This window comes from Streptomyces sp. NPDC005494, from assembly GCF_042872025.1.
Taxonomy (GTDB): domain Bacteria; phylum Actinomycetota; class Actinomycetes; order Streptomycetales; family Streptomycetaceae; genus Streptomyces.
In genome coordinates this window covers 309,233-320,927 of record NZ_JBIAJR010000007.1, presented here as the reverse complement: position 1 = coordinate 320,927, position 11,695 = coordinate 309,233, and the positions used below count along the sequence as shown (strand labels likewise).

General features: G+C 70.8%; 13 protein-coding genes. 8 read left to right on the top strand and 5 right to left on the bottom strand.

The annotated features are described in order from the left end of the window. Positions 1 to 14 precede the first annotated feature (14 nt). On the bottom strand, positions 15 to 1,412 hold the full coding sequence (locus ACFYQ6_RS22005) for a DUF6421 family protein (protein WP_388764431.1): 1,398 nt from the start codon (positions 1,410 to 1,412) through the stop codon (positions 15 to 17). 281 nt (positions 1,413 to 1,693) lie between these two features. Here ACFYQ6_RS22005 and ACFYQ6_RS22000 point away from each other — a divergent pair, with 281 nt between their 5' ends. After that, positions 1,694 to 2,344, top strand: coding sequence for a glycerophosphodiester phosphodiesterase family protein (locus ACFYQ6_RS22000; protein ID WP_361582907.1), 651 nt, complete (start codon positions 1,694 to 1,696; stop codon positions 2,342 to 2,344). 84 nt (positions 2,345 to 2,428) lie between these two features. Here ACFYQ6_RS22000 and ACFYQ6_RS21995 read toward each other — a convergent pair whose 3' ends face one another. Then, positions 2,429 to 2,977 carry a GNAT family N-acetyltransferase gene (locus ACFYQ6_RS21995; RefSeq protein WP_361582815.1) on the bottom strand — a complete coding sequence of 183 codons (549 nt, stop codon included), beginning with the start codon at positions 2,975 to 2,977 and terminating at the stop codon, positions 2,429 to 2,431. 186 nt (positions 2,978 to 3,163) lie between these two features. On the opposite strand from ACFYQ6_RS21995, the gene ACFYQ6_RS21990 reads away from it, so the two are divergent. The 5 genes from ACFYQ6_RS21990 to ACFYQ6_RS21970 all read left to right on the top strand — a co-directional run bounded on the left by ACFYQ6_RS21990 (position 3,164) and on the right by ACFYQ6_RS21970 (position 6,531). Further along, on the top strand, positions 3,164 to 3,769 hold the full coding sequence (locus ACFYQ6_RS21990) for a DUF5134 domain-containing protein (protein WP_361582818.1): 606 nt from the start codon (positions 3,164 to 3,166) through the stop codon (positions 3,767 to 3,769). 86 nt (positions 3,770 to 3,855) lie between these two features. After that, positions 3,856 to 4,791, top strand: coding sequence for a M56 family metallopeptidase (locus ACFYQ6_RS21985; protein ID WP_361582821.1), 936 nt, complete (start codon positions 3,856 to 3,858; stop codon positions 4,789 to 4,791). 34 nt (positions 4,792 to 4,825) lie between these two features. Beyond that, positions 4,826 to 5,515, top strand: coding sequence for a phosphatase PAP2 family protein (locus tag ACFYQ6_RS21980; RefSeq protein WP_361582824.1), 690 nt, complete (start codon positions 4,826 to 4,828; stop codon positions 5,513 to 5,515). A gap of 30 nt (positions 5,516 to 5,545) precedes the next feature. Next, positions 5,546 to 6,271 carry an HAD-IA family hydrolase gene (locus tag ACFYQ6_RS21975; RefSeq protein WP_361582827.1) on the top strand — a complete coding sequence of 242 codons (726 nt, stop codon included), beginning with the start codon at positions 5,546 to 5,548 and terminating at the stop codon, positions 6,269 to 6,271. 80 nt (positions 6,272 to 6,351) lie between these two features. Next, positions 6,352 to 6,531, top strand: a complete 180-nt coding sequence (locus tag ACFYQ6_RS21970; protein ID WP_361582829.1) for a hypothetical protein — start codon at positions 6,352 to 6,354, stop codon at positions 6,529 to 6,531. A 171-nt stretch (positions 6,532 to 6,702) separates the two neighbouring features. On the opposite strand, the gene ACFYQ6_RS21965 is transcribed toward ACFYQ6_RS21970, so the two are convergent. Beyond that, complete coding sequence (locus tag ACFYQ6_RS21965) at positions 6,703 to 8,193, bottom strand: hypothetical protein (protein WP_361582831.1); 1,491 nt, start codon at positions 8,191 to 8,193, stop codon at positions 6,703 to 6,705. Between the two features lie 163 nt (positions 8,194 to 8,356). Here ACFYQ6_RS21965 and ACFYQ6_RS21960 point away from each other — a divergent pair, with 163 nt between their 5' ends. Further along, complete coding sequence (locus ACFYQ6_RS21960; RefSeq protein WP_388764427.1) at positions 8,357 to 9,037, top strand: DUF305 domain-containing protein; 681 nt, start codon at positions 8,357 to 8,359, stop codon at positions 9,035 to 9,037. A gap of 88 nt (positions 9,038 to 9,125) precedes the next feature. Beyond that, positions 9,126 to 10,523, top strand: a complete 1,398-nt coding sequence (locus ACFYQ6_RS21955) for an FAD-dependent oxidoreductase (protein ID WP_388764425.1) — start codon at positions 9,126 to 9,128, stop codon at positions 10,521 to 10,523. 34 nt (positions 10,524 to 10,557) lie between these two features. On the opposite strand, the gene ACFYQ6_RS21950 is transcribed toward ACFYQ6_RS21955, so the two are convergent. Both ACFYQ6_RS21950 and ACFYQ6_RS21945 read right to left on the bottom strand, forming a co-directional pair. Beyond that, positions 10,558 to 10,905, bottom strand: coding sequence for a helix-turn-helix transcriptional regulator (locus ACFYQ6_RS21950; RefSeq protein WP_361582840.1), 348 nt, complete (start codon positions 10,903 to 10,905; stop codon positions 10,558 to 10,560). A 51-nt stretch (positions 10,906 to 10,956) separates the two neighbouring features. Beyond that, positions 10,957 to 11,685 carry a class I SAM-dependent methyltransferase gene (locus ACFYQ6_RS21945; protein ID WP_388764423.1) on the bottom strand — a complete coding sequence of 243 codons (729 nt, stop codon included), beginning with the start codon at positions 11,683 to 11,685 and terminating at the stop codon, positions 10,957 to 10,959. Positions 11,686 to 11,695 lie beyond the last annotated feature (10 nt).

Below are 11,695 nucleotides of genomic sequence, written 5' to 3'. Positions count from 1 at the left end.
CTCAGAACCCGCGCTCACGCAGCTGCCCGCCCGGCATCCGCCGCAGTGATCCCCTTGGTGGAGGCGATCACATGCTTCAGTTTCTTCGAGAGCGCCTCATAGAACATGCTCAGGGGAAACTCGTCCGGAAGCACGTCGTCGACGAGCTTGCGGGGCGGTTGATTCAGGTCCAGGGCCTCCGGGCCCTTGGCCCAGCGGGAGCCGGGGTGGGGTGCGAGATAGGTCGCGACCAGGTCGTACGCCGCGAACCAGTGCACGAGCTTGGGGCGGTCGATGCCGTCGCGGTAGAGCTTCTCGATCTCTCCGCAGAGCTGGTTGGTGACCTGCGGGGCACGCTCCCAGTCGATCCTGAGCGTGTTGTCGGTCCAGCGGACGACGTCGTGCTTGTGGAGGTAGGCGAAGAGGAGCTGACCGCCGAGACCGTCGTAGTTCCGTACACGCTCACCGGTGACGGGGAAGCGGAACATGCGGTCGAAGAGCACCGCGAACTGCACGTCGCGGCCCTGGCCGAAGCCGTCGGCCTCCAGTTTCACGGCCTCCTTGAAGGCGGTGAGGTCGCAGCGCAGCTCCTCGAGCCCGTACATCCAGAACGGCTGGCGCTGCTTGATCATGAAGGGGTCGAACGGCAGGTCACCGTGGCTGTGGGTGCGGTCGTGGACCATGTCCCAGAGCACGAAGGCCTGTTCGCAGCGCTCCTGGTCGCCGATCATCTCACGGATGTCGTCGGGCAGATCGACGCCCAGCAGATCGACGGAGGCCTCGGTCACGCGGCGGAAGCGCGCGGCCTCACGGTCGCAGAAGATCCCGCCCCAGCTGAAGCGCTCAGGCGCCTCGCGCACGGCGATCGTCTCGGGGAAGAGGACGGCCGAATTGGTGTCGTAACCCGAGGTGAAGTCCTCGAAGGTGATGCCGCAGAACAGCGGGTTGTCGTAGCGCGTCGCTTCCAGGTCGGCGAGCCACTCGGGCCAGACCATCCGCAGCACGACCGCTTCGAGGTTCCGGTCCGGATTGCCGTTCTGGGTGTACATCGCGAAGACGACCAGGTGCTGGAGGCCGTCGGCGCGGTTCCGGGCGGGCTGGAAGGCGAGCAGGGAGTCCAGGAAGTCCGGGACGCCGAAGCCGTCGGCGGCCCAGCGGCGCAGATCCGCGACGAGCGCGCGGTGGTAGGCGTCGTCGTGCGGGAGCAGCGGGGAAAGCTGCTCGACCGCCGAGATCACGCGCGTGATGACGGCCCCGGCCGCGGCGGCGGTGGGAGCGCCCTCGGCCGTGAAGTCGATGGAGCCGTCCTTGGACTGCCAGGGGCGGAACTCTTCGACGGCACTCTTGAGCGAGGGCCAGGCCGGATGCTCCACGACCCGCTGGGCAGCAGCTATCGCGCCGGTGGCGGTCGCATGCTCAAGAATTTCCGTCATAACACTTCCTTCACGGGAGAACCTCGCGTCAAGCAACCGTATCCATGCACGGCTCCTTCGGACAAGTGGGGGACAGAAAATTATCCTGCCATCCCCCCATGGTCACCGTTATTTTTCCTGTCACACATCCATGCGACAACTTCTTCCGCCGGGCTGGCGGCGCAGGCTCGGCCCGGCGCGCGGGAACTGCTTCCCTGGGGGCAGAAGCCGCACGCGGGGCGAGAACGACGGACGGAAGCGGGAGTGCCTTGACTTTTCTCACCATCGGACATCGCGGGGTCATGGGTGTCGAGCCGGAGAACACGCTGCGCTCGTTCGCGCGCGCCGAGCAGGCCGGCATGGACGCCGTCGAGCTGGATCTGCATCTGAGCAAGGACGGCGCGCTCGCCGTCATGCACGACGCCGACGTCGAGCGCACGACGAACGGCCGGGGACTCATCTCGGAGAAGACCTTGGCGGAGCTGCGTGAGCTCGACGCCGGACAGGGCGAGCGCGTGCCCGTCTTCGAGGAGGTCCTCGACGCGATCGGCTCCCCTCTCCAGGCCGAGATCAAGGACGTCGCCGCGGCCCGGGCGCTGGCCGAGGTCATGCTGCGGCGCGATCTGGTCGGCCGCGTCGAGGTGTCCTCGTTCCACGACGAGGCGGTCGCCGAGATCGCGCAGCTGGTTCCGGGTGTGCGGACGGTGCTCATCGCCAGCCGCTGGGAGGGCGACGTGGTGGAACGCGCGAAGGCGGTCGGTGCGGCGACGCTCGCGCTCAACATCCGCCGGCTCACCCTGGAGGTGGTCGAGCAGGCGCACGCCGAGAGCCTGAAGGTGCTCGGCTGGGTGGTGAACACGCAGGACCACCTGCGTCTCGCGCGCGCCCTCGGCCTGGACGGCGCGACGACCGACCATCCGGAGATCCGCCGGGCGGGCCGCTTCACGGCCTGAAGGCCCCCGCGGGCTGCTTCACGACTGAAGGCCCCCGCGGCCGCGGCGGCACCGCCGTCGGGAGCGGCTCCCGTCGGCGGTGCCCTACAGGTCCTTCACCAGCAGCTCGAACGCGAGGTCGTCGCGCTGCGGGATCCCGAAGCGCTCGTCGCCGTACGGGAAGGGCGTCAGCTCTCCCGTGCGGCGGTAGCCCCGGCGCTCGTACCAGGCGATCAGCTCCTCGCGGACCGAGATCACCGTCATGTGCATCTGCCGGGCCCCCCAGTCCGCGCGTGCGGTGCGCTCCGCCTCGGCGATGATCACCTTGCCCAGACCGGCCCCCTGCAGCTCCGGCCTGACCGCGAACATGCCGAAGTACGCGGCGTCCCCCCGGTGTTCGAGCTGGCAGCAGGCGACCGGCTCGCCGTCCCGCTCGGCGACGAGGACCCGCCCGGAGGGGGTCGCGAGCACCTCGCGCACCCCCGCCGCGTCCGTCCGCTGCCCCTGGAGGATGTCCGCCTCGGTGGTCCACCCGGCCCGGCTCGCGTCGCCTCGGTAGGCGGACTCGACGAGCCCCACGAGGACCGGGACATCCGCCTCGGTCGCGTCGCGGAAGGTCAGGTGTACCCGGGCCGAGGCCGGTGCGATGTCCATGTGGCGTTCTCCGGTAGGTGTGCCAGGTGTGCTGCCGACGGTGCTGTCCGAGACTAACGCGGCCCCCGGCCGCCCCCCGCAGGCCCTGTCGCGCTCCCCCAGTACCCCAATGCGCCCCGGTAGGCGCAGACGGATCGGGGCATCGATGGGACGACACCGGCGTCATTCGTCGTAGGGGGGTGCACCGTGCACGGACCGGCGCTGTCCGGCTGGCTGCTCATGGTGTTGTGCGGGATCACGGGGGCGTACTGCCTCCTGCGGACCCGCGACGGACCTGAGAGGGAGCGTCGCGCGGCACGCGCGGAGGCCGTGATGGGCTTCGGGATGGCCGCGATGGCGGTGCCCGCAGCCCTGCTCAGGCCTCCCGAGTGGACCTGGGCGGTGTACGCGCTCGTCTTCGGCGGCGCCTCACTGCACGCACTGGTCCAGGCGTCCAGGGGCGGTGGCCACCACTGGCACCACCTGGTCGGCTCGCTCGCCATGGTCTACATGGCGGTGGCGATGGCTCCCGGGGCGGCACACGCAGGAGCCCACCTGTCTCACGGAGCGGGTGCTGCCGGGTCCGCCGGCGGCGTCCCCGCTCTCACCGGCGCCCTGCTGGTCTATTACGCCGTCTACGTCCTGCGCTCGGCCGGACGTCTCATACCGGCAGCCGGCCCGGCCGGCGTGACGGCCGGCGGGGCAACTCTCGGCGGCGCGGGACGCGCGGCCTGGGGGGCGCGTCCCGAGATGGCCCTGGCGTGCAGGCTGACGATGGGGATGGCCATGTTCGCCATGCTGCTCACCCTGTGAGACAACTGGCCCGCCGGACCGTGGCGTACGTCACTTGGCGTGCGTGGCCATATCGGTGAACTGTGCGGCGCTCATAGGCTGACGCCATGTTGGTCTCCCTCGCGCTGCTGCTGCTCGGCGCCATGGCCGCTGTGGCGGCCCCGAGCCTGATGGCGAGGGCCCGGTGGCCGGAGCGCGAGCCGGTGGTGGCCCTCTGGGTGTGGCAGTGCGTGGTGGCAGGGGTCCTGCTGTCGTTCGGGCTCTCCATGACCCTCAGCGCGGCGGCCGCCTGGCAGGCGGTGCGCGGCCACGTCTTCGCGCCCGCACCGCATGCCGTGGTCGAGGCCTACGCCCTGGGCGCGTACGGACCGTGGTCGGCGGTCATCGCGGTGCTGCTGGCGCTCGGCGGGGTGTGGACCGCCGCCATGCTCGTGCGGGAGATCCACCGGGCCCGGCGCCGCCGCAGGCTGCGACGGCGTGAACTGCTCGTGCGTTCCCCGCTGATGCCCGGCGAGGAACCCGGCAGTGGCCGCCTCGTGGTGCTGGAGGGCGAGCGCCCGGACGCGTGGTGGCTGCCGGGCGCGGCCCCTCAGCTGGTCATCACCACCGCGGCGCTCGGGCGGCTGAAGGGGCGTCAGCTCGATGCCGTGCTGGCGCACGAACAGGGGCACGCGCAGGCCCGCCACGACTGGCTCCTGCACTGCTCGGGCGCGCTGGCGTCCGGTTTCCCGCAGGTTCCCGTGTTCGCGGCGTTCCGCGACGAGATGCACCGTCTCGTCGAACTGGCCGCCGACGACGTGGCTTCACGCCGCTTCGGCCGCCTCACGATCGCTCTCGCCCTGGTCGAACTCAACGAGGACCGGGGCGTTTTCGGTCCGTGCCCCACTCCTGGCGCACAGGTGCCGCTCAGGGTGAACCGCCTTCTCGCGCCGGGTGAACGGCTCACCGCCGGCCGGCGCCTGCGCCTGACGGCCGCCGCCGCGCTGGTACCCGTCGTTCCGCTACTGGTGGCGTTCGTCCCGGGACTCAGCGCCCTGGGTTGACGTCCCGTGCGGGTCGTCCGCGAGGATCATCCGCATGCACTCCCCCTCCCGAGCCCCGCGCGCCCGAGCACCCTTCCTCCTGACGGGTCTCGTCTGCGCCGCCCTGTCCGTCGTCCTGCTCGTCCTGGTCGCGGTGCGCTGGTCGCCCCTGATGTCGCTCGACAGCGGGCTGGCCGACGCGCTGCACCGCGACGCCGTGCACGAACCGGGGCTGGTCCACGTCAACCGGGTGCTCACGGACTGGGTGTGGGACCCCTGGACGATGCGGGCCCTGACCGCCGTGACCGCGGCCGTGCTGTGGTGGCGCGGTGCCCGTCTGCTCGCCGGGTGGGTCGCCGCGACCAGCCTGTTCGCCACGCTCCTGCAGCAGGGCCTCAAGGCCGCCGTGGGACGGGAGCGTCCGCGGTGGCCCGATCCGGTCGACTCGGCGAACTACGCCGCCTTCCCTTCGGGCCACGCCATGACGGCGGCGGTGACCTGCGGGCTCCTGATGTGGCTGCTGCGCCTGCACGGCGCGCAGGCCCCGGTGTGGTGGGGCTCACTGGCGCTCGCGCTGGTCTCCGTGGCCGGGGTCGCCCTGACGCGCCTCTACCTGGGCGTGCACTGGATGACCGACGTGCTGGGCGGAGTGCTGTTGGGAGGCGCCGTGGTGGCGTTCTCCGTCGCCGCGTACACCGCGTACACGGGCAGGCGTGCGCCCGGCGGCACGGACGCGCCCTTGTAGGGCCCGGCCGGAGCCACGACGATCGGTCCCATGCCGATCAGGGGTGTACTTTTCGACTTCTCCGGGACGCTCTTCCGGATCGAGTCCGTCACGGCGTGGCTGCGGGCTGTCCTGGACGCCCGGGGTATCCCGGTTTCACCGGACGACTTCGAGCGTCACGTGCGTCTGCTGACGGCCGCCGGAGCACTCCCAGGAGGTCCGGCCCCGCAGGAGGTGCCCGCCTCCCTGGCCGCCGCGTGGGCGGTTCGCGACCGCAGCGCGCTGCTGCACAGGCAGGCGTACACCGATGCGGCCCGCCGGGTCGCGTTGCCGGACCCCGGCCTCTACGACGCGCTGTACGAACGTCATATGGACCCGGATGCCTGGCAGCCGTACCCCGACGCGGCCGAGGTGCTGCGAGGGCTGCGTCACAACGGCGCGGCGATAGGTGTGGTCAGCAACATCGGCTGGGACCTGCGTCCCGTCTTCCGCGCGCACGGCCTGGACGAACTGGTCGACGCGTACGTCCTGTCCTGCGAGCACGGGGTCCAGAAGCCCGATCCACGGCTGTTCCTCATGGCCTGCGAGCTGCTGGGGCACGATCCCGTGGATGTGGTGATGGTCGGCGACGACCGGCATGCGGACGCCGGTGCGGGCGCTGTGGGCTGTGAGGTGCGTTTCGTGGACCATCTGCCGGTGGCGGACCGGCCGGACGGGCTCAGGTCGCTCGGCCTCGTGGAGCGCGTGGGAGAGGCGCGGCCCAGGCGCGGTGCGTGAAGAATTCCGGTGGGCGGTGTGAGGGATGTCCCTGTCCCTGAGGGAGACCGGACCACCGCAGGGGGTTTAGTTTGGTGCACATGTCCCCGTATCCGAACACGTCCGGCACCGTGCGCCCCGCTTCCGTCGTCAACGAAGAGATTCGCGACCTGTGGCAGCGTTCGGGCGGTCTGCTGTCCCCGGACGAGGAGACGCGGTATCAGCGTCTGCTGGTGGAGTGGGCCACCGCCGCGGGCACGAGCGTGCGGCCGGCCGCCTGAGCCCGGCTCGCGGCACACGGCTGTACCTCTGATTCCGGCGATCCCCCGCATCGCCGGAATCAGAGGTACAGCATGTCCCCGTGCCGCCCACGGGTCAATCGGATAGACGTGCCCCGCCGGGCGGGATCCGCCCGGCGGGGCACTGTCGTCACGAGCTAGGTGAGCGGTGGATCAGCGGTCGAAGTAGTCCGGCTGCGTCTGGACGTTGAGCTCCTTCAGCCGCACCTTCTTCGCCGGGTCGGTCCGCCGGTCGTCGATCTTCAGGACGTCGAACCCCTTGGCGATGTCGTTGGAGTAGATGTAGCCGTTGTAGTAGTACGCCGACCACGGGCCGGCCGTGGTGACAGCGGCCGTCGAGACGGGACCGCGCTCGAAGTACGCGATCTCCTTCGGCTTCGAGGAGTCGGTGAAGTCCCAGACGGAGACACCGCCCTGGTACCAGGCCTGGACCATCAGGTCGCGGCCCTTGACCGGGATGATCGAGCCGTTGTGCGCGACGCACACCTCGGTGTCCGCCTGCGGACGGTCGATCTTGAAGTAGCTGCGGAAGACGAGCTTGCGGTTGTCGCCCTTGCCCGTGATGTCGTAGACGCCGTCGGCACCGCGGTTCGGGCCTATCGCGTCGTTGCAGGTCGCCGCGCCACCGCCGCCGAGCTCGTCGGTGAACACGACCTTGTCGGCGCGCTGGTTGAAGGTCGCGGAGTGCCAGAACGCGAAGTTCACGTTGTCCTGGACCCGGTCGATGATCTTCGGGTTCTCCGGGTCCTTGATGGAGAAGAGCAGGCCGTCACCCATGCACGCCCCGGCTGCCAGGTCCTTCGACGGCAGGACGGTGATGTCGTGGCATCCGGTGGTCTTCGAGACACCGGGGTTGGCCGGGGCACCGGGGTTGCCGCCGTCCGGGAACAGGACCGGGAAGTTGACGATCCGGGAGTCCTCGGGAGCGCTGCGCGGCACCTTGATGACGGAGATGCCGTCGTGCGGCGGCTGGCAGTCCGGGAACGTCTCGTTGGGCGAGTACGACGAGACGTAGACGTAGACGTTCTTGCGGTCCGGAATGATCGTGTGGGTGTGTGAACCACAGGCGGTCTCGACGGCGGCGACGTACTTCGGGTTGCGCTTGTCGCTGATGTCGAAGACCTTCATGCCCTCCCAGGAGGACTTCTCCGTGGCCGGCTGGGTGGTGCTGGCACAGGAGTTGTCGCTGCGTGAGGAGTCGGTCGACAGGAACAGCAGGTTTCCGGAGACCGAGATGTCGTTCTGCGAGCCCGGGCACAGGACCTGCGCGACGGTCCTCGGCTTCTTCGGGTCGCGGATGTCGAAGATCCGGAAGCCGTCGTAGTTTCCGGCGTAGGCGTAGGTTCCCTGGAAGGCCAGGTCCGTGTTGAGCCCCTGGAGCGCGTCCTTGGGGATGTTCGTCACGTGCTCGATGTTGGCGCTGTGGACGATCTCGTCCACGCCGGGTATCTCACCGCTCTCGATGGCGGCGCGTGCTTCGGCCTGCTCGCTCACGGAAACACCGCTGCGGGTGGTGGCGGTGTCGCCCGGGTCCGGCGTCGCGGCTGCGGGTCCTGCCGTGAACAGCGTGGCGATGAGCCCGGCCGCGGCTGCCGCCACACCCAGACGTCTGCGCCGCACGCTGGTGGTGTGCAACGAGGTCACTGCGTCCTCCCTTGTATCCGTCCGTCGACGAACGGTTCTTGGACCCCGGCAGTATCGTCCCTCTCATGTACACACCAACAGATGGCAACAGAGACGTAATAAAAGTTTTTGATCATCGGCCGGTGGAAGCTGTTAGGACGGTCTGCGACACACTCATGTGGCCATGGAGGTAGTTGTGTTGATCCATCGTCGGACCGCACACGTACGCGCAGCCCTTCTCGCGGCCGCGCTCGCCGCCGCTGTCCTCGCGCTGGGCGGCTGTGACGCGGGCAGCGGTGACGACGGCGCGAAGGCCGGGGCGGACAAGGGGCCTTCGATCGTGGCGCCCGGGAAGCCCGGTGAACCGGCCCGGACCCTGTCGGCCGAGGAGGCCGCGAAGGCGGTCGGCGACGACACGCCCAACTCCGCCGACTTCCGTTACACCCGGATGATGATCGAGCACCACGAACAGGCGCTCGTGCTCACCGCGCTCGTCCCCGACCGCGCGGCCTCCTCGTCCGTCGAACGGCTGGCGGAGCGCATCTCGGCGAGTCAGAAGCCCGAGATAGGCGCCATGGAGGGCTGGCTGAAGAACAACGGAGGGGACGAGCGCGAGGAGACGCACGACCATTCCGCGATGCCCGGCATGGCGACCGACAAGCAGATCGAGCAGCTGCGTGCCGCCCGCGGCAAGGCCTTCGACACGCTCTTCCTCGAACTGATGATCACCCACCACCAGGGCGCGGTGACCATGGCGACCGAGGCTCTGGCGGACGGGAACAACGTCCTGGTGGAGGAGATGGCCAACGACGTCGTCGCCCAGCAGACCGTCGAGATCGACCGGATGCGCGGGCTGCTGACCTGAGAGACCTCACCTGCTTGCCGGGGCCGCGCTCCTCCCCGCGTCCGCACTGCGGTGCCATGCTGGAGTCATCCGCGGGAAGAGGTGCGCCGTGCTCCGTGTCGCCGTCGTCGGTTCGGGTCCCAGCGGGGTCTACACCGCCCAGGCCCTGCTGGAGCAGTCAGGGGTGCCTGACGTGCGCGTGCATGTGCTGGACCGGCTCCCCACCCCGTACGGTCTGGTGCGTTACGGGGTGGCGCCCGACCACGGGAAGATCAAGTCGCTGCAGAGCAGTCTCCGGGCGGTCCTGGAGGACGAGCGGATCACCTTCGTCGGTCATGTCGAGGTGGGGGGCGAGGGCGGGCTGTCACCGGCGCGCCTGAAGGAGCTCTACCACGCGGTGGTCTACTGCGTCGGAGCGGCGGCCGACCGGCCGCTCGCGGTGCCCGGCGAGGGGCTGCCCGGCAGCTTCTCCGCCACCGAGTTCGTCTCCTGGTACAGCGCCCATCCGGACGCGGCCACCGCCGGTTTCGCGCTCCGCGCGCGCTCCGCCGTGGTGGTGGGCGTGGGCAACGTGGCAGTGGACGTGGCGCGGATCCTGGCCCGCGGCGCGGCGGAGCTGCGGGGCACCGACGTACCGCGCGCGGCGCTCGACGCACTCGGGGCGAGCCACGTGCGCGAGGTGCACATGGTGGGCCGGCGCGGGCCCTCGCAGGCCCGGTTCACCACCAAGGAACTGCGCGAGCTCGGCGCCCTGCCGGGGGCGCGCATCGTCGTGGACGGTGCGGAGCTCGCGCTCGATCCGGCCTGCGCCGCTCCCCCGGACGCCCCTGGTGCACTCCCGCTGCCTGCCGTGGTCCGGCGCAATCTCGACGTACTGCGGGGCTGGGCGGGGGCCCCGCCCCCCACCCCCGCGGACGAGGAGGAACGCCGCCGCATCCGGCTGCGGTTCTACCTGCGTCCGGTCGAACTGCTCGAGCGGGAGGGGCGGGTGGCAGGGGTGCGCTTCGCGCGGACGGCCCCGGACGGGGCGGGGGGCGTACGGGACACCGGGGCGTACGAGGACATCGAGGCGCAGCTGGTGCTGCGGGCGGTGGGCTACCGGGGGACGCCACTGCCCGGCCTGCCCTTCGACCCGGCGCGCGGGACGGTGCCGCACGTGGGCGGCCGGGTGCTCAGGGACGGTACGACGTCCCTCGGGGAGTACGTCGCCGGGTGGATCAAGCGAGGGCCCACCGGCGTGATCGGTTCGAACAGGTCGTGCGCCAAGGAGACGGCCGCCTCGCTGCTGGCGGACGCGCCGCTGCTCGTCGGCCGGGAGGTCTCCCCCGATCCGCTGGCCGCCCTGCGTGCCGAGGGGCTGCGGCCGGTGGAGTGGGACGGCTGGCTGTCGATCGAGCGTGCGGAGTCGGCGCTGGGCCGGTCGCTCGGCCGAGGCCAGGTGAAGATCCCGGACTGGCCGGGGCTGCTCGGCGCGGCGCGCAGCGAAGGCCCGCGGCCGGGCGCGTAGCGGGGCCGGGACGGAGCGGCAGTGGCGTGCCGCCTCAGGCCTGGTCGACCCGCGCGCTCTGAAGCTCGGCCGCGCCGAGGACGCTGTCCAGCAGGCCCGGGAAGAGCGCGTCCAGATCCTCCGTCCGCACACAGCTCAGCTTGGCCGTCCCCCGGTAGAACTGCGTGATGACGCCGTTCTCGCGCAGAACGCGGAAGTGGTGCGTGGTGGTGGACTTGGAGACCGGCAGGTCGAAGCGGGAGCAGGCCAGGTCGTCGCTCGCACCCGCGAGCTGGCGCACGATCCGGAGCCTGACCGGGTCCGAGAGGGCATGGAGCACCCCCTCGACGCGGATCTCCTCGCGCGCCGGATGGGCGAGCACGCGAGCGGCGTTCGACGTCACGGTGGCTCCACTTCCTGCAGGGGTCCCTATTGTACGAGAGATGTCGTAGTTTTATCCACGAGCCGCCACCACGAGCCGGGCGCGGGGGCTTCCGTCGGGCCTGCGGCCGAGCTCCTCCAGGGGCAGCAGCCGCACCTCGAAGCCGGTGCGTACGAGGTCGTCCACCACCCCGGCGAGCGGGAACGTGCGGTAGTACATGACGAACCGCGGGCGCCACAGGGCGTTGCGCACCCGCATGGCCACGTCGAAGCCGAGCAGCGACCAGTACGGCCGGGAGCCGACCGCCGGCGGCGCGCCCACCGGGAAGACGAACATTCCCCCCGGCCTCAGCGAGGAGAACACCTGGTCGAACAGGACCGGGCGCTCCTCCGGCAGGAAGTGGCCGAACGCCCCGAAGCTCAGGGCGAGATCGAAGACGGGGGCGAAAGGGAGCGCGCGGGCGTCGGCCCGCACCCAGTCCACCGGCGGTGCTCCGGCGGTACCGGGATGCGCGGACCGGGCGACACCGAGCATGCCCGCGCTGAAGTCGACACCCGTGACCCGCTCCTGGCACAGCTCACGCAGGACGCCCACACCCGCGCCGGTTCCGCAGCAGACGTCCAGGCCCCTGCGGAAGGGGCCGAGCGGCCGGACGGCGTTGGTGACGGCGTCCAGCACCCGGTCAGGCGTCCGGTAGGGCGTCAGGTCGAACTTCGGGGCGAGCAGGTCGTACCCGCGCATGGTCGAGGACAGCGCTTGTACGGCCAGTTCGCGCAGCGTGGGGCCCTGAGGAGTCGGCATCGCCGCTCAG